Origin of the sequence: Lysobacter yangpyeongensis (assembly GCF_042655745.1) — a bacterium.
GTDB classification, from domain to species: Bacteria; Pseudomonadota; Gammaproteobacteria; order Xanthomonadales; family Xanthomonadaceae; genus Agrilutibacter; species Agrilutibacter yangpyeongensis.
In genome coordinates this window covers 891,203-906,678 of sequence record NZ_JBHSNM010000001.1, presented here as the reverse complement: position 1 = coordinate 906,678, position 15,476 = coordinate 891,203, and the positions used below count along the sequence as shown (strand labels likewise).

The window sequence follows — 15,476 nt, the reverse complement described above, 5'->3', positions numbered from 1 at the left end:
GCTGGCGCTGCGCCGGTTGCGCCTCGCGCACGGTCGTGCAGGTTCGCCGAAGGATGATCTGAGTCCGCGCCGGACCGGCGCGTCAGAACTCCAGATCCAGCGCCGCGCAGAGGTAATCGACGAAGGGCGCCAGCCCCGCCAGGTCGCCTTCCAGCACCTTGCGCAGCCGCGGCCCGGTCATGGTGGCGTCGTCGATCGCGCGGAACGCGGCGAAGTTGCGCCGCCGCAGGTCGTCGGCGAATTCGAAGTCCGCGGGGAAGCCACGCGGCATGCGCGTCAGCATTTCGTCGTCGTCGAGATCGAAGCGCTTGCGGAACGCGGTGCCGTGCGCGGCGGCTTTCCAGCTGCCCGGGTTGTCGACGATGAAATGGCGGATGCGCCGCAAGGTCTCCGGCTGCGGATGCCAAACGCCGGCGGCGATGAAGCAGTGGCCCGGCTGCAGGTGCAGATAGAACGCAGGCGCTTCGACCTGCCTGCTGCGGGCGTGGAACAGGCGCGCGCCCTGCCAGTTCTTGTATGGCGTCTTGTCGTTGGAGAAGCGCGTATCGCGGTGGATGCGGAACAGCGAACCGCCGTTGCCCCGGGGCTCGGAGCGGTAGTGCTCGCTAACCGCCATCAGGCCCGGTTGCAGGTCCGTGAGCAGGCGCTGGAACGGCTCGCGCACGTGCGTGTCGTAATCCGCCTTGTGCGCGAGGAACCATTCGCGCTCGTTGTGCCGCGCCAGGCTGCGCAGGAAGCGGAGACTCGCATCGGAAAAGTAGGTGCTCATGCGGCAGTCCAGGGCGTCGCTTCCAGCACATCCTCGCGCAGGGAGGTTTCCAGGTCGTGGCCCCAGGCGTCGAGCTGGTCCAGCAGCACCTGCTTGCCGCCATCCCCCGCATGCGCGAGGCGCAGCGCCGCAATCTCGGCACGGAAGCGATCGAAGCTGTATTCGGACAGCCCGCGCTCGTCGCGCAGGCGCAGGCGGCGGTAGTCGTTCCAGCGCGCCCGCTCGCTCACCGACAGCGTCTCGGGCCAGTTGCGCGCGCGATAGCGGAACAGCAGTTCCGGGAGGCGCGGATCGCGGAAGCCGAAATTCTTCATTCCCAGTGCCACCGGCGGCGTGGCACGCACTTCGGCGAACAGGCGCTTGTCGCCGTCGCCGATGAAACCTTCGTACAGCGAGGCATCGACGTCGGCCGGCTGGCGGTCGCGCTCCGACGAATACACCTGGCGGACCTTTTCGGCGAGCGCGGGACCAGCCTCGCGCAGCACGGCGGCGCGTTCGGCGACCTGCTGCGGGTCGATCCGCAGGCGGGAAAAGTCCGCCGCACGCAGGTGGTCCCAAGCCACCAGCGAGGGGCAGCGGTTGAGATGGATTTCCTTCAGTGCGATGCGTTCCTCGCCTTCGGGCAGGTCGGCGATCGGCGTGTACAGACGATCGGCGATTTCCTCCGGCGACATACGCAGCAGGGCCGCAGGATCCTGGCCGAGGTCGAACGCGATCGCGCGGTTGTCGATGCGCGGATGCCGCGCCAGCGGCAGCACCGGCGCGGCACACAGCCGGCTCGCCGGAAAACGCTGCGAAACGTGCAGCACCGGCGTCATCGCCACGACATCGACCAGGCTCGCCACGAAGCGCTTGTCGCGCAGCTTCAGCGCGTACTCCCACAGCCGCGGCTGCGCCTGCCGCAGCTTGCGCGCGAGGCCGATCAGGGCGCGCACGTCCGACAGGGCTTCGTGCGCATCGCCGATGCGCACATCGTTGGCATGCGCCAGGTGCTCGAGCCGGAACGAGGTGGCACCGTCCTCGCGCTGCGGCCACACCAGTCCGTCGGGACGCAGCGCGTGGGCCAGGCGCAGCACGTCGAGCAGGTCCCAGCGGCAGTTGCCGCCGCGCCACTCGCGCTCGTAGGCATCGTAGAAGTTGCGGAACAGGCCGTGCCGGACGAACTCGTCGTCGAAGCGCAGCGAGTTGTAGCCGAGCGTGCAGGTCTCGGGGCGCGCCATCTCGTCGAAGATCAGCGAGAACGCCTGAGCTTCGTTCATGCCTTCGCGCAGCGCGGCCTGCGGGGCGATGCCGGTGATCAGGGTAGCGGTCGGCGAGGGCAGCAGGTCGTCGGCGGGGCGCACGAAGATGCTGATCGGCTCGTCGATCTGGTTGAGCTCCGCATCCGTGCGGATCGCCGCGAACTGGGCGACTCGGCTCGTGCGCGGATCGGCCCCGAAGGTCTCGAGGTCGTAGAACAGGAAGCTGGCAGCCATGGACGACGGTATAGCGCGAGCCGGTCTCAGCGACTGAGAGCGGCGACGGGAAGGGCGCGGCTGGATGGCCGCGCGGCCGGGCGCCACCGCAGGTTCATGCGTCCGCTTCCAGCGGCGGCAGCTGTTCCCGCACCGCCGCGTCCACGGCGTCCCAGTCCAGCGTATCCAGGGAAACGTGGCCGCGGGTCAGCTCGACCAGCAATCGGCGCTGCAGCTGGCCGCGTTCGAACGCGGTGGCGTAGGGCAGCCGGCGGAAGGTCACCATCGCATAGCGCGGCACGAAGCGGTCCGGATGACGCTGCGCCAGTTCGCGTTCGAGCGCGCGCTGCAGCAGGTAATCGTCGTCGTCGACGCGATCGCGCATCTCCAGGTAGTTCTCCAGCGCCATCTGCTGGATCGCGCGCGCGTTCGGCAGGCGATCCTGCTGGAACGCAGCGAACGCGGCGGCGCGATCGGCATGGCGCTCGAGCTGGTCGGCGAGCGCGACGCAGTCCTCGAACGCGCAGTTCATGCCCTGGCCGTGGAAAGGCACCATCGCATGCGCCGCATCGCCCAGCAGCACGGCGCGATCGTCGATGTGCCAGGTGTCCAGGTACAGCGTCGCCAGCAGCCCGGTGGGGTTCTGCTCGAAGTCGCGCTCCAGGTCCGGGATCAGCGGCACGGCGTCGGCGAAATCCCGTTCGAACAGCGCGCGCGCCTGTGCGCCGTTGGTCACCGTGGCGAAGCTCGGGTCGCCTTCGTTCGGCAGGAACAGGGTGACGGTGAAGGTCTGCTCGTCGTTGGGCAGTGCGATGCACATGTAGCGGCCGCGCGGCCAGATGTGCAGGGCGTTGGCCTCGATGCTGAAGCCGCCGTCGGTGCCCGGCGGGATCTCGAGTTCCTTGTAGGAATGGCCGAGGAATTCGGTGCGCTCGCCCAGGTCGCGTTCGCGCATCATCGCCGCGCGCAGCGCCGAGCCGGCGCCGTCCGCGCCGACCAGCGATCCGAAGGCGACATCGTGCAGGCTGCCGTCGCGATCGTCCCGGAAGACGGCGTTGTGGTGGCCGAAGTCGACGCTGGCCAGGCCACGATGGAAATGCAGGCGCGCGCCGGCCTTCTCGGCGATATCGAGCAGGCTCAGGTTGAGTTCGCCGCGATGCACGGACCAGATGACCTCGCTGTCGTCCTTGCCGTAGCGCTGCAGGTCGGTGCGTCCGTCGAGGAAGTGGACCATGCGCCCGCGCATCATCACCGCGTGCGCCATCACCTCGTCGTCGCCGCCGGCCATGCGCAGGGCATGGCGGCCGCGCTCGGCCAGCGCGAGGTTGATCGAGCGGCCGCCCGCGTAGCCCTGTACGCGCGGATCGCCGCGCTTCTCGTAGACATCCACCGACCAGCCGCGCTGCGCGAGCAGCGTGGCGAGCAGGGCACCGGCCAGGCCGGCGCCGACGATGGTGATGTGGCGCGGCTCAGCCATGCGCGTGGTTCCCCTGGGTCCAGTCCTGCACTGTCTGCGCGAAACGCAGTACGTCGTTGTGGGTGTTGTAGAGCGGGGCGGGCGAGATGCGGATCACGTCGGGCTCGCGCCAGTCGCCAAGCACGCCATTGGCCTGCAGGTATGCGAAAAGCGCGCGGCCGCGTTCGCGCCCGCCCACGACACGGATCGACAGCTGGCAGCCGCGCTGCGTGGGATCGGTCGGCGTGACGACCTGCAGCGTATCGCCGAGGCGTGCGTGGATCAGTTTTTCCAGGTAACCGGTCAGGCGGCGCGAACGTTCGCGCAGGGCCTGCATGCCGACGCGGTCGTACAACGCGAGCGAGGCACGCAACGGCGCGAGCCCGAGGATCGGCGGATTGCTCAACTGCCAGCCGTCCGCGCCGGGCGTGGGAACGAACTCCGCGCCCATGCGGAAGCGCGTCGTCACGTCATGGCCCCACCAGCCCGCAAAGCGCGGGCGGTCGGTGCTGGCATGGCGTTCGTGCACGAAGCAGCCCGCCACCGCGCCCGGGCCCGAGTTCATGTACTTGTAGTGGCACCACACGGCGAAATCGGCGTCGCTGTCGTGCAATTCCAGCTGCAGGTTGCCCACGCCATGGGCGAGGTCGAAGCCGCACATCGCGCTCTGCGCGTGCGCGAGACGCGCGATTTCCTTCAGATCGAACGCCTGGCCGGTGCGGTACTGCACGCCCGGCCACAGAACCAGCGCGAGGCGACGACCGTGCTGCGCTATCGTGCGTTCGATCGCGCCCATCGAGATGGTGCCGTTGGGCTCGTCGGCCTCCAGTTCGATCAGGTCGGTCTCAGGATCGAAGCCGTGGAAGCGCAGCTGCGATGCGACCGCATGGCGATCGGAAGGAAACGCGCCCGCCTCGATCAGGATCGCGGGGCGTTCGCGGGTGGGCCGGTAGAAGCTGACCATCATCAGGTGCAGGTTCACCGTGAGCGTGTTCATCGCCACGACTTCGGACGGCTTGGCACCCACGACGCGCGCGAGGGGTTCGCGCACGAGTTCGTGGTACGGCATCCACTGGGCGGTGCCCGTGAAATGGCCTTCGACGGCTTCCGCGGCCCACTTGTCGAGCACTTCCTCGACGTGGGCGCGCGCGCCGCGCGGCTGCAGGCCGAGCGAATTGCCGACGAAGTACGCCTGCTCATGGTCGCCGTGCCGCGGAATGAGGAATTCATTGCGCAGTGAGGTCAGCGGATCTGCCGCATCGAGCGCATCGGCATGGGCGGGTGAAAACAGATCAGTCACGGCATGCAATTCCTGTAGGAGCGCCCGATGGGCGCGATCCGGAGTAATGATGTGGGTGAGTCGCGCCCGTGGGCGCTCCTACGAGAATCTGGATCTGGACAGACCGAGCCATTCCAGCGCGGTGCCGTGATATAGCCGCGCCTGGTCGGCTTCGCTCATCTGCAGCGCTTCGATGCCGGCGCCCGGCGTCTGTTCGCCGAGCGGGAAGGGATAGTCGGTGCCGAGCATCACCCGCGATACGCCGCAGGTATCGAGCAGGTAGTGCAGCGCGCGCGGATCGGCGACCCACGAATCGAAGTACAGCCGGTCCAGATACTCGCGCGGATTGCGTGGGTTGTCGGTGGCGACCAGGTCCGGACGCATGTTGAAGCCATGCTCGATGCGGCCGATGGTGTACGGGAAGCTGCCGCCGCCGTGCGCGAGGCAGATCTTCAATTTCGGCAGGCGCTCCAGCACGCCGCCGAAGATCAGGCAGCAGGCCGCGCGCGACTGCTCGGCCGGCATGCCGACGAGCCAGGGCAGCCAGTACTTCGGCATCGAAGGCGTGCCCATCATGTCCCACGGATGCACCAGGATCGCGGCGCCCAGTTCGCTGGCGGCCTGGAAGAACTCGAACAGTTCGGGCGCGTCGAGGTTCCAGTCGTTCACGTGCGAGCCGATCTGCACGCCCTGCAGGCCGAGCTGGTCCATGCAGCGCTCCAGCTCCTGCACGGCCAGCCGTGGCGACTGCAGCGGCACCGTGCCGATGCCGGCGTAGTGACGCGGGTAGTCGCGGCAGGTCTGCGCCATGTGGTCGTTGAGCGCCTGGTGCAGCTCCAGCGCGTGCTGCGGCTTGGCCCAGTAGCTGAACATCACCGGCACGGTGCTGATCACCTGCACCTGCACGCCGAAGCGCGCGTAGTCGTCGATGCGCTCCTGCGGATCCCAGGTCTTGGACCAGATCTCGCGGAAAAACTTGCCGTCCTTGTAGATGCGGTGGCGGCCGTCCTCGGTGTGGTGGATGACCGGGAAGCGGTCGTCGCCGTACTTGCGCGCCAGGTCGGGCCAGTCGCGGGGCAGGTAGTGGGCGTGGGTGTCGATCTTCAGCATCGGGGCTCGGCGCGGCAATTACGTATCGGCCATCACATACTTCGCCGGCGCCGGATTCAGATGGCCGCAGTTGCGGCAGGTCCGGTGTTCGCGCGAGGAATAGAAGCGGTCGAAGACGGCGGGGAAATCGGTCTCGATGTTCTGCAGCGGGAAGAACTCTTCGTACAGCTTGTCGTTGCACTGCTCGCAGAACCACAGCAGGCCATCCAGTTCGTGCGGCAGGCGCTTGCGCTCGATCACCAGCCCGATCGAATCGGGCATGCGCTGCGGCGAGTGCGGCACGCGCGGCGGCAGCAGGAAGGTTTCGCCGGCCTTGATCGGGATGTCGCGCACCGCGCCGTCCTCCTGGATGCGCAGCACCATCTCGCCCTCCAACTGGTAGAACCATTCCGGGCCTTCGTCCCAGTGGTAGTCCGTGCGCTGGTTGGGTCCGCCGACGACCATCACGATGAAGTCGCCGTCGTAGATGCACTTGTTGCCGACCGGCGGCTTCAGCAGGTGGCGGTGTTCGTCGATCCAGGCTTGCAGGTTCAGCGGTGCGGGCAGCATGTTCAGTCCCTCACTACGGCGGTGCACTTGAGCTCGATAGCGATCGGCGTCGGCAACGCGGTGATGCCCAGCGTGGTGCGGCATGGTGCGCTGTCGATGTCCGGAAAATGCTCGGCCCAGATCGCGTTGTAGGCCTTGAAGTCGCGCGCCATGTCGGTGAGGTAGACGGTGACGTCCACCAGGTCTTCCCAGTGCGCGCCGCTGGCTTCCAGCACGGCGCGCACGTTGGCGAACACGGAGCGGGCCTGTGTGGCGATGTCGTAGCTGCGCACGCGGCCATCGGCGAAGTAGTCGTTGCCGGCGATCTCGTTGGTGGCCGGATCGCGCGGACCGATGCCGGACAGGAACAGCAGGTTGCCGACGCGGCGCGCGTGCGGATACGTCCCGACCGGTTTCGGTGCGGCGCCGGCCTTGATCACGTCGCTCATGCAGCAGTGTCCTCGGTGCGCGGGCGCAGTCGCGCCAGGGCGTTTTCGTAGGCGGGGGAAAGCTCTTCGAGCGAGTTCACGTCCATGCCCAGTTCGCGCACGCGGCCGTCCAGCAGGCTGTAGACCCAGCCGTGCACCGACAGCGCCTGCCCGCGGGCCCACGCGTCCTGCACGATGGTGGTGAGGCAGACGTTCGCCGCCTGCTCGATCGCGTTGAGCTCGCACAGGCGGGCGTGACGCAGCGATTCCAGTTCGAGGCCGTCGAGCAAGGGCGCGTGCTTGAGTGCGACGTCGCCGACATGGCGGATCCAGTTGTCGGCGAGGCCCACGCGCGTGCCCGTGAGCGCGGCATGCACGCCGCCGCAACCGTAATGGCCGACGATGAGGATGTGCTCGACCTTCAGCACGTCGACGGCGAACTGGATCACCGACAGGCAATTCAGGTCGGTGTGCACCATCACGTTGGCGATGTTGCGGTGGACGAAAACCTCGCCCGGAGCGAGACCGAGGATCTGGTTGGCCGGCACGCGCGAGTCCGAGCAGCCGATCCACAGGTACTTGGGGGCCTGCTGCTGCGACAAGCGCTTGAAGAAGCCGGGATCTTCGCGGCGCACGGCCTCGGCCCAGTCGCGGTTGTTGCGCAGGAGTTCGTCGAGTGTGGTCATCGTGATGCGGCTCCAATGGCGATGCCGACGTTCTTGGGTTCGGTGAAGAACCGCATCGCTTCCATCCCGCCTTCGCGGCCGAGGCCCGAGGCGCCGGTGCCGCCGAAGGGCGTGCGCAGGTCGCGCATCAGCCAGGTGTTGATCCAGACCATGCCAGTGCGCAGCTGCGCGGCGACGCGGTGCGCGCGATCCAGGTCGCGCGTCCACACCGAAGCGGCGAGGCCGTAGTCGCCGGCGTTGGCGAGCGCCACCGCCTCCTCATCGCAATCGAACGCCTGCAGCGTGGCCACCGGGCCGAAGATCTCCTCACGGTTGCTTGCGCAATCCGGTCCGAGACCTTCGATCACGGTTGGCGCGACGAACCAGCCCGGCCGGTCGAGCGCGTTGCCGCCGCACAGCACGCGGCCGCCTTCATCGCGCGCGCGGGCGAGCGCAGCGGTGACCTTGTCGAAATGCGCCTGCGACACCAGCGGACCGAGGTTGTTGTCCTCGTCGATGGGATCGCCGACGCGCAGGGCGAGCGCGCGCTCGACCAGCGCGTCACGGAATTCGCTGTAGATGCGCCGCTCCACGAGGATGCGCGAACCGCACAGGCAGATCTGGCCGCTGTTCTGGAACGCGGAGCGCACGATGGTGTCCAGCTGCGCGCGCCAGTCGCTGTCGGCGAAGACGAGCGTGGGATTCTTGCCGCCCAGTTCCAGCGACACCTTCTTCAGCAGCGGCGCCGCAAGCGTGGCGATGCGCTTGCCCACCGCCGTGCTGCCGGTGAAGGAAACCGCCTTGACCGCGGGATGCGTGACCAGCGGCTCGCCGACTTCGGGGCCGAGTCCGTGGACGATGTTGAGCACGCCCCTGGGGAAGCCGATCCGCGCCGCGAGTTCGCCAAGCATCGTCGCGGTCACCGGCGTCACCTCCGACGGCTTGGCGACCACCGTGTTCCCCGCGGCCAGCGCGGGCGCGATCTTCCACGTGAACAGGTAAAGCGGCAGGTTCCAGGGCGAGATCGTCGCGACTACGCCGAGCGGGGCGCGCAACGTGTAGTTCAGCCCGGCCTGGCCGTGATGCGATTCGCTGGCGAACTGCGTCGCCGCATGGGCGAAGAAACGCAGGTTGGAGACGGCCCGCGGGATCTCGACCTCGCGCGCGAGCCGGATCGGCTTGCCGCCGTCGCGTGACTCGGCATGGACGAAATCGTCCAGGTTCGCTTCGAGCGCGTCGGCGAGCTTCTCCATCCAGCGCGCGCGTTCCGTCGTCGGCAACGAAGACCAGGCGGGCAGGGCGCGTTGCGCGGCAGCGATGGCGGTTTCGACGTCGCCGGCGTCGCCACGCGCGACCTCGGCGAAGGGGCGGGCTGTCGACGGGTCGAAAACCTCGAGCCAGCGGCCGCTGGCCGCTTCGCGGGAGTCACCGTCGATCCAATGAGTCAGACGCATCCGCCAAGCTTAACCGGCGGGGCGTCCATACGGCACTCACTGTTGCTGCGGATGCCGCGGTGGAACCGCCTGCGGTTCGTGGTATTCGAGGCCGACCTGGCTGTCGGTGACGCGCGCGACGCGTGCATCGACCACCGCGACCATGGTCTGGTCGTTCTCGTGGAAGAACAGGCGCACCAGATCGTCGGGCGCCAGCGCGAAGCCCGCCGGACGGAAGATGCCGCAGCCCCACGGGGACAGGTCGATCAGTTGCGCGAACCACGCCGATTCGCGGCCGAGGACCATGACCCGCGATGCGTACGGAACACGATCGGCGCTGCGGCGGTCGTCCTGGACGATGGCATTCATGGCGGAGCGGTCCCTGCTGGCCAGGTTGAAGGAAGATTCAAAGCGAGCGTGTGCGTCCGCCGTCGACCGGCAGGTTCACGCCGGTGATGTAGGACGCCGCCGGCGAGCACAGGAACGCGATGGCCGCGGCAGTTTCCTCGGGGCGTGCGAACCGGCCCATCGGCACTTCGGCGGCCATTTTCGAGTAGACCGTCTCGCGGTCCTGACCGGTCTTGGCCATCGTCGACTGGATGATCTGTTCGATGCGCGGCGTCTCGGTCGAACCGGGCAGCACGTTGTTGACCGTGATGCCCTTCGGTGCGACTTCCGTCGCCAGCGTCTTGGCCCAGCTCGCCACCGCCCAGCGCGTCGTGTTGGAAACGCCCAGGCCGCGCAGCGGCTCCTTCACCGAGGTCGAGATCACGTTGACGATCCGGCCGAAACCCGCGCTTTCCATGCCGGGAAGCACGGCTTCCGCCAGCACGTGGTTGGCCAGCAGGTGCTGCCGGTATGCGGCCTCGAAAGCCGCGATCTCCGCACCGCGCACGGTGCCGGGCGGTGGGCCGCCGCTGTTGTTGACGAGGATGTGCACCGGCTTGCCGGCGCACAGTGCCTCCACCTGCGCGCGCAGGCGGTCGAGATCAGCGGTGTCCGCGGCGATCCACCCGTGGATCTGCGAGGCGCGGGGACGCGGCAGTCGCGACGCCTCCGCTTCCAGCACGTCGGCGCGCCGCGCCAGCAGCGTCACGTCGGCGCCGAGTTCGGCGAGCGCTTTCGCCGTGGCCAAGCCGATGCCCTGACTGGCGCCGCACACCAGTGCGTGTTTGCCGTTGAGGTCGAGATCCATGGTTTCAGCCTTCCGTCGGTGTGCGTTGGCGCATGAGGGCGGCGATCTCCCTGCTGGCGTCGCGCTGCTGTCGTTCGAGTTCGTCGGCGACCGCGAGGCGGTTGGCCGCAGGATGATTCTGGTTGAGCTTGAACTTCATCGTCGTGGTCTCGACGCGGAAGTAGAAACCGACGATGCCGCGCAGCTGCACGCGGTGGTCGTCGCGTCCGGATTCGAATCGCCAGTCGCGGCCGACGCGTGCTTCGTGCTGCCGGCTCAGGTCGTCGACCAACTGCGCGAGCGACGCCTCGTCCTCGAACGTCTCCAGGATGCCGCGCAGGTGGGCGACCGCGTAGTTCCAGGTCGGCACGCGCGCCTCGGCTTCCTTGTCCGGATACCACGACGGCGACACGTAGGCGTGCGGGCCGTGCACCACCAGGGTGGCGGGACCAGCATACGTCGCCTGCGGGTTGGGACGTGCCCAGTGGCCGCGCAGTTCGATGGCGTCGCCCTCGCGCCGGTAGAGCACGGGGAGATGGTTCACCACCGGTTCGCCGTCGCGCACCGTGACGAGGGTGACGAAGTTGTCGCGGGCGATCAGCGCGTCGAGCGCCGCCAGGTCGGTTTCGACGAAGGCCTTGGGCCGGTACATGTTCAGTGGCGCGGCGGCAGTTTCTGGATCATCAGGCCGCGCAGCGTCGCATCGTCGTCGGCGCTCGGCGGCACGAGTTCGTCGAGGGCGAAGCCGCGCTCGGCCGCGTCCTCCGCATCGAGGCCATCGAGCGCGACGAATTCGGCATCCATCAGCGCCGCGCGCGCGGTGTCCTCGCTGTCGTAGGGCAGGGTGGCGCCATCGCTGTCGAAGACCTCGGCGGTGCCGGCATCGCGCACTCGCAGCCGCGCCCAGACCACCGTGCGGCCGAGCGTGGCCAGCCACCATTCGTCGTGTGCGTTGTCGTCGCGATTCATATGGAAACCACCGTGGAAAGCGCCCAGAGCAGGCCGGCCATGATCAGGGCGATGATGATGGTCAGCAGCGAGATGCGCGCCGGCGACGCCAGGCCGGTCAGGTTGCGATCGTTCGCCGCGATGTAGCCGCGACGCAACAGCCAGCCCAGTGCCGTGGGATTGAGGAACGCGCCGGGGCCCAGCTGCGCGCCGATCTGCGGATGGCGATCGCGGATATGCACCAGCGACAGCGGCCAGAAGATCACGAATGCACAGGCGCCGGCGATGGCGGTGGCGACGAAGAGCAGGGCGAAGAACAGGATCATTCAGGGCGTGTGTCCGTCATCCCGGCGAAAGCTGGGATCCATTTGCTGTTGCTTTTGATGTTCCTGCGGGCCCCATCGAAATGGGTGCCAGCTTTCGCCGGGACGACGACGTGTCGTCCCAGCGTGCACCATGATCAGAAATCCGCACTGCCCGGCGCACGCGGATACGGAATCGCATCGCGGATGTTCGCCAGGCCGCACACGTAGACGACCAGTCGCTCGAAGCCGAGCCCGAAGCCCGCGTGCGGCACGGTGCCGTAACGGCGGAAGTCGCGGTACCAGCCGTAATGCGCCGGATCCAGCCCGAACTGCGCCATGCGTGCATCCAGCAGGTCGAGGCGCTCTTCGCGCTGCGAGCCGCCGATGATCTCGCCGATGCCAGGTGCGAGCACGTCCATCGCCGCGACGGTCCGGCCGTCGTCGTTCAGGCGCATGTAGAAGGCCTTGATGTGCTCGGGATAGTTCATCACCACCACCGGGCGGCCGACATGTTCCTCGGTCAGCCAGCGCTCGTGCTCGGTCTGCAGATCCAGGCCCCATTCGACCGGGAATTCGAACTTCTTGCCGGACTTCTGCAACAGCGAGATCGCATCGGTGTAGTCGATGCGTTCGAACGGTGCGTTGACGAATTTCTCCAGGCGCGTGATGGCATCGGGCTGCACGCGTTCGGCAATGAAGGCCATGTCATCCGCGCGTTCATTGAGCACCGCGCGGAACATGTACTTCAGGAAGGCTTCGGCGACGTTCGCGTCCTCGTTGAGGTCGGCGAAGGCGATTTCCGGCTCGATCATCCAGAACTCGGCCAGATGGCGCGAGGTGTTGCTGTTCTCGGCGCGGAAGGTCGGGCCGAAGGTGTAGACCTTGCTCAGCGCGAGGCAGTAGCCCTCCACGTTGAGCTGGCCGGACACGGTGAGGAACGCTTCCTTGCCGAAGAAGTCGCGGCTGAAGTCCACCTCGCCCTTCGCATCGCGCGGCAGGTTGGCCATGTCGAGCGTGGAGACGCGGAACATCTGCCCGGCGCCTTCGGCGTCGGACGTGGTGATGATCGGCGTGGAGATCCAGTAGAAGCCCTGCTCGTGGAAGAAGCGGTGCGCAGCCTTGGCCAGGCAGTCGCGGATGCGCGTCACCGCACCGAACAGGTTGGTGCGCGGGCGCAGGTGGGCGAATTCGCGCAGGTATTCCAGCGAATGCTGCTTGGGCTGCATCGGGTAGGTGAGCGGATCCTCGACCCAGCCGACCACTTCGAGCTTCGAGGCCTGGATTTCGAAGGCCTGGCCCTGGCCCTGCGACTGCACGAGCGTGCCGGTCGCGATGACCGCGCAGCCGGTGGTGAGGTGCTTCACCTCGGATTCGTAGTTGGGCAGCGCCGCGGGTGCGACGACCTGGATCGGCGCGAAACACGAACCGTCGCTCACGTTGACGAAGCTGAGCCCGGCCTTGGAATCGCGCCGGGTGCGCACCCAACCGCGGACCGTGACTTCGCCGCCGGCAGGCAGCTTGCCTGCGAGCGCATGTTCGACGCTGACCACCGTCATGCCTTGAATCCTGGCCGCTGCGGGCCGATATGGGGAAAGGCGGCAGTTTACCCGCCCGCGGACGCCCGCGGAGACAGGAACCCGCAGCTTCGCCGCTGCATCGCGCGCCGCCGGCGTGCGGACTGCACGACCTATAATGCCCAGGCACCACTCCGGAGTTCCGCATGGCCATCACCCTCGCTCCCGCCGCTCTCGCCCGCGTCCAGCGCTATCTCGCCGAGACGCCCGAAGCGATCGGCCTGCGCTTCGGCGTGACCCGCACCGGGTGCTCGGGCTGGCAGCACTTCGCGGACCTGGCCCGCGAGCAGCGCGAGGGCGACAGCGTGTTCGAGCAGGACGGCGTGCGCATCTACGTCGATGCGACCAGCCTGCCGCTGGTCGACGGTACCGAAATCGACCTGGTGAAGCAGCGCCTGGGCGAGCAGTTCGTGTTCCGCAATCCCAACGCCAGCGCCGAATGCGGCTGCGGCGAGAGCTTCACCACCGAAGCCGACCGCGCCGCCTGATCGGCACGCACCTGCGCCAGCCCAACCTTGGGCACGGGGGCGGAGGAAACCACCACGCTAGACTCCCGCGATCCGTGTCCGGGAGTCATGCCCATGTTCCGCAAACTGGCCGCCGTGGCGGTGATGCTGCTGGCATTCGCCGCGCCCGTGCAGGCGCAATCGAACGACGCTACCCGGGCGCTGCACAAGTTGTTCGACGACGAATGGGAGCGCGGCCTGCGCGAGAACCCGGTCAACGCCAGCTATCAGGGCGATGCGCGCTACAACGATCGCTGGGGCGACGCGAGCCTGGCGGCGATCCACGCCAGCGAGGCGGCCGATCGCGCAGCCCTGGCGCGGATACGCGCCATCGATCGCAGCGCGCTGTCGGCGGCGGACCAGCTCAATTACGACACGTTCCTGTGGTTGCAGGAAAAGGCCGTCGAACGGCAGAAGTTCCGCACCTGGCTGCAGCCCATCAGCCACCAGGGCGGCGTACAGACGCTCGATGGCGTCGCTGAAGTGCTGCCCTTCGCCAGCACCAGGGACTATCGCGACTGGCTCAAGCGCATGGATGCGGTGCCGGTGCTCGTCGATCAGACCATCGCCCTCATGCGCGAAGGAATCAGGGCCGGCAGCCTGCCGCCGAAGGTGCTGATGCAGCGTGTGCCGCGCCAGATCGCGGCACAGATCGTGGACGATCCCACGCGGAGCCCCTTCTACCGGCCGTTCGTCCGGTTCGGCGATGGCGTGCCCGCGGCGGATCGCGCCGGGTTGCAGGCGGAGGCGCAACGCATCGTGCGCGAGCGCATCGTGCCGGCCTATCGCAGCCTGCAGGCCTTCTTCAACGACGAGTACCTGCCGAAGGCGCGCAATTCCATCGCCGCCACGGCGCTGCCCGACGGAAAGGCGTACTACGACTACCTGGCGCGCTACTACACCACCACCGATCTGACCGCCGAAGAGATCCACGCGATCGGTCTGAAGGAAGTCGCCCGCATCCGCGCAGCGATGGAGCGGATCAAGGCCGAAGTGGGCTTCCAGGGCGCGCTGGCCGAATTCTTCACTTTCCTGCGGACCGATCCGCGCTTCTTCGAGAAGACGCCCCAGGCGCTGCTGATGCACTACCGCGACATGGCCAAGCGCATCGATCCGGAACTGGTGAAGGCGTTCAAGCTGATTCCGCGGCAGCCGTACGGGGTGCGGCCGATCCCGGACACGATCGCGCCCGACACCACGACCGCGTATTACCAGCCCGGCGCTTCCGACGGCAGCCGTGCCGGCTACTACTACGTCAACCTGTACAAGCCCGAGGTCCGGCCGACCTGGGAAATGCTGCCCCTGTCGCTGCACGAAGCCGTGCCGGGACACCACTTCCAGTTCGCCCGTTCGCTGGAGTTGCCGGACGCGCCCATGTTCCGCCGGACGGCCTACTTCGTCGCCTACAGCGAGGGCTGGGGGCTGTACGCGGAGCAGCTGGGCTTCGACATGGGGCTGTACGACGATCCGTACGACCGCATGGGCCAGCTGGCCTACGAGATGTGGCGGGCGGTGCGGCTGGTGGTCGACACCGGCATGCACGCCAAGGGCTGGAGTCGCGAACAGGCGATTGCCTTCTTCAAGGACAATTCGCCCAAGACCGACCAGGACATCGTCAACGAGATCGACCGCTACATCGGCGATCCCGGCCAGGCCCTGGCCTACAAGATCGGCCAGCTGAAGATCTCCGAGCTGCGCGCCCGGGCGAGGGCCCGGCTGGGCGAGCGGTTCGACCTGCGGGAGTTCAACGACGAGGTGCTGTCGACCGGTTCGGTGCCGCTGCAGGCCCTGGAGCGGCATATCGATGCCTGGATCGCGTTGAAACAGGGGTAGGGCGGGGCCGATCC

Annotated in this window: 17 protein-coding genes; 2 read left to right on the top strand and 15 right to left on the bottom strand. The window is 67.8% G+C overall.

Features of this window, described 5'->3' with window-relative positions; all coding sequences use genetic code 11:
• Window positions 1-82: 82 nt before the first annotated feature.
• The 15 genes from ACFPN1_RS03765 to asnS all read right to left on the bottom strand — a co-directional run bounded on the left by ACFPN1_RS03765 (window position 83) and on the right by asnS (window position 13,105).
• Complete coding sequence (locus ACFPN1_RS03765) at window positions 83-769, bottom strand: DUF2461 domain-containing protein (RefSeq protein ID WP_386753124.1); 687 nt, start codon at window positions 767-769, stop codon at window positions 83-85.
• Window positions 766-2,244 (bottom strand): exodeoxyribonuclease I, encoded by a 1,479-nt coding sequence (sbcB, locus tag ACFPN1_RS03760; RefSeq protein ID WP_386753122.1) that lies wholly within the window; start codon window positions 2,242-2,244, stop codon window positions 766-768. Before sbcB ends, ACFPN1_RS03765 begins: the two co-directional genes overlap by 4 nt.
• 94 nt (window positions 2,245-2,338) lie before the next feature.
• Window positions 2,339-3,700 (bottom strand): FAD-dependent oxidoreductase, encoded by a 1,362-nt coding sequence (locus tag ACFPN1_RS03755; protein WP_386753120.1) that lies wholly within the window; start codon window positions 3,698-3,700, stop codon window positions 2,339-2,341.
• A complete protein-coding gene (gene kynU / locus ACFPN1_RS03750) occupies window positions 3,693-4,979 on the bottom strand; it encodes a kynureninase (protein WP_386753118.1) in 1,287 nt (428 codons plus the stop codon). The genes ACFPN1_RS03755 and kynU overlap by 8 nt, the downstream gene beginning before the upstream one ends.
• 78 nt (window positions 4,980-5,057) lie before the next feature.
• Window positions 5,058-6,068: an amidohydrolase family protein gene (locus ACFPN1_RS03745; RefSeq protein WP_386753116.1), complete on the bottom strand. Its 1,011-nt coding sequence runs from the start codon at window positions 6,066-6,068 to the stop codon at window positions 5,058-5,060.
• An 18-nt stretch (window positions 6,069-6,086) separates the two neighbouring features.
• Window positions 6,087-6,617 (bottom strand): 3-hydroxyanthranilate 3,4-dioxygenase, encoded by a 531-nt coding sequence (locus tag ACFPN1_RS03740; protein WP_386753115.1) that lies wholly within the window; start codon window positions 6,615-6,617, stop codon window positions 6,087-6,089.
• 2 nt (window positions 6,618-6,619) lie between these two features.
• Window positions 6,620-7,045, bottom strand: a complete 426-nt coding sequence (locus ACFPN1_RS03735; RefSeq protein WP_386753114.1) for a RidA family protein — start codon at window positions 7,043-7,045, stop codon at window positions 6,620-6,622.
• Window positions 7,042-7,710, bottom strand: a complete 669-nt coding sequence (gene can, locus ACFPN1_RS03730) for a carbonate dehydratase (RefSeq protein WP_386753112.1) — start codon at window positions 7,708-7,710, stop codon at window positions 7,042-7,044. The genes ACFPN1_RS03735 and can overlap by 4 nt, the downstream gene beginning before the upstream one ends.
• Window positions 7,707-9,143, bottom strand: coding sequence for an aldehyde dehydrogenase (locus ACFPN1_RS03725; RefSeq protein WP_386753110.1), 1,437 nt, complete (start codon window positions 9,141-9,143; stop codon window positions 7,707-7,709). The genes can and ACFPN1_RS03725 overlap by 4 nt, the downstream gene beginning before the upstream one ends.
• A 36-nt stretch (window positions 9,144-9,179) precedes the next feature.
• A complete protein-coding gene (locus ACFPN1_RS03720; protein ID WP_386753108.1) occupies window positions 9,180-9,491 on the bottom strand; it encodes a PilZ domain-containing protein in 312 nt (103 codons plus the stop codon).
• Window positions 9,492-9,528: 37 nt separating this feature from the next.
• Complete coding sequence (locus tag ACFPN1_RS03715) at window positions 9,529-10,317, bottom strand: SDR family oxidoreductase (protein ID WP_386753106.1); 789 nt, start codon at window positions 10,315-10,317, stop codon at window positions 9,529-9,531.
• A 4-nt stretch (window positions 10,318-10,321) separates the two neighbouring features.
• Window positions 10,322-10,948: an FMN-binding negative transcriptional regulator gene (locus ACFPN1_RS03710; RefSeq protein WP_386753104.1), complete on the bottom strand. Its 627-nt coding sequence runs from the start codon at window positions 10,946-10,948 to the stop codon at window positions 10,322-10,324.
• A 2-nt stretch (window positions 10,949-10,950) separates the two neighbouring features.
• The gene (locus ACFPN1_RS03705; RefSeq protein ID WP_386753102.1) at window positions 10,951-11,265 is read right to left on the bottom strand and encodes a hypothetical protein; all 315 of its coding nucleotides are present in this window, start codon (window positions 11,263-11,265) and stop codon (window positions 10,951-10,953) included.
• On the bottom strand, window positions 11,262-11,570 hold the full coding sequence (locus tag ACFPN1_RS03700) for a hypothetical protein (protein ID WP_386753100.1): 309 nt from the start codon (window positions 11,568-11,570) through the stop codon (window positions 11,262-11,264). The genes ACFPN1_RS03705 and ACFPN1_RS03700 overlap by 4 nt, the downstream gene beginning before the upstream one ends.
• Window positions 11,571-11,704: 134 nt before the next feature.
• Window positions 11,705-13,105 carry an asparagine--tRNA ligase gene (gene asnS / locus ACFPN1_RS03695; RefSeq protein ID WP_386753098.1) on the bottom strand — a complete coding sequence of 467 codons (1,401 nt, stop codon included), beginning with the start codon at window positions 13,103-13,105 and terminating at the stop codon, window positions 11,705-11,707.
• Between the two features lie 164 nt (window positions 13,106-13,269).
• Between asnS and ACFPN1_RS03690 the strand changes: the two genes are divergently transcribed.
• Window positions 13,270-13,611 carry a HesB/IscA family protein gene (locus ACFPN1_RS03690; protein ID WP_386753096.1) on the top strand — a complete coding sequence of 114 codons (342 nt, stop codon included), beginning with the start codon at window positions 13,270-13,272 and terminating at the stop codon, window positions 13,609-13,611.
• A 93-nt stretch (window positions 13,612-13,704) separates the two neighbouring features.
• A complete protein-coding gene (locus tag ACFPN1_RS03685; protein ID WP_386753094.1) occupies window positions 13,705-15,462 on the top strand; it encodes a DUF885 domain-containing protein in 1,758 nt (585 codons plus the stop codon).
• The last annotated feature ends 14 nt before the right edge of the window (window positions 15,463-15,476 follow it).

Excerpts from the sequence above, each read along its gene's own strand:
- ACFPN1_RS03765 (WP_386753124.1), bottom strand. The coding sequence starts at position 769 with ATGAGCACCTACTTTTCCGATGCGAGTCTCCGCTTCCTGCGCAGCCTG.
- sbcB (WP_386753122.1), bottom strand. The coding sequence starts at position 2,244 with ATGGCTGCCAGCTTCCTGTTCTACGACCTCGAGACCTTCGGGGCCGAT.
- ACFPN1_RS03755 (WP_386753120.1), bottom strand. The coding sequence starts at position 3,700 with ATGGCTGAGCCGCGCCACATCACCATCGTCGGCGCCGGCCTGGCCGGT.
- ACFPN1_RS03745 (WP_386753116.1), bottom strand. The coding sequence starts at position 6,068 with ATGCTGAAGATCGACACCCACGCCCACTACCTGCCCCGCGACTGGCCC.
- ACFPN1_RS03740 (WP_386753115.1), bottom strand. The coding sequence starts at position 6,617 with ATGCTGCCCGCACCGCTGAACCTGCAAGCCTGGATCGACGAACACCGC.
- ACFPN1_RS03735 (WP_386753114.1), bottom strand. The coding sequence starts at position 7,045 with ATGAGCGACGTGATCAAGGCCGGCGCCGCACCGAAACCGGTCGGGACG.
- can (WP_386753112.1), bottom strand. The coding sequence starts at position 7,710 with ATGACCACACTCGACGAACTCCTGCGCAACAACCGCGACTGGGCCGAG.
- ACFPN1_RS03725 (WP_386753110.1), bottom strand. The coding sequence starts at position 9,143 with ATGCGTCTGACTCATTGGATCGACGGTGACTCCCGCGAAGCGGCCAGC.
- ACFPN1_RS03720 (WP_386753108.1), bottom strand. The coding sequence starts at position 9,491 with ATGAATGCCATCGTCCAGGACGACCGCCGCAGCGCCGATCGTGTTCCG.
- ACFPN1_RS03715 (WP_386753106.1), bottom strand. The coding sequence starts at position 10,317 with ATGGATCTCGACCTCAACGGCAAACACGCACTGGTGTGCGGCGCCAGT.
- ACFPN1_RS03710 (WP_386753104.1), bottom strand. The coding sequence starts at position 10,948 with ATGTACCGGCCCAAGGCCTTCGTCGAAACCGACCTGGCGGCGCTCGAC.
- ACFPN1_RS03705 (WP_386753102.1), bottom strand. The coding sequence starts at position 11,265 with ATGAATCGCGACGACAACGCACACGACGAATGGTGGCTGGCCACGCTC.
- ACFPN1_RS03700 (WP_386753100.1), bottom strand. The coding sequence starts at position 11,570 with ATGATCCTGTTCTTCGCCCTGCTCTTCGTCGCCACCGCCATCGCCGGC.
- asnS (WP_386753098.1), bottom strand. The coding sequence starts at position 13,105 with ATGACGGTGGTCAGCGTCGAACATGCGCTCGCAGGCAAGCTGCCTGCC.
- ACFPN1_RS03690 (WP_386753096.1), top strand. The coding sequence starts at position 13,270 with ATGGCCATCACCCTCGCTCCCGCCGCTCTCGCCCGCGTCCAGCGCTAT.
- ACFPN1_RS03685 (WP_386753094.1), top strand. The coding sequence starts at position 13,705 with ATGTTCCGCAAACTGGCCGCCGTGGCGGTGATGCTGCTGGCATTCGCC.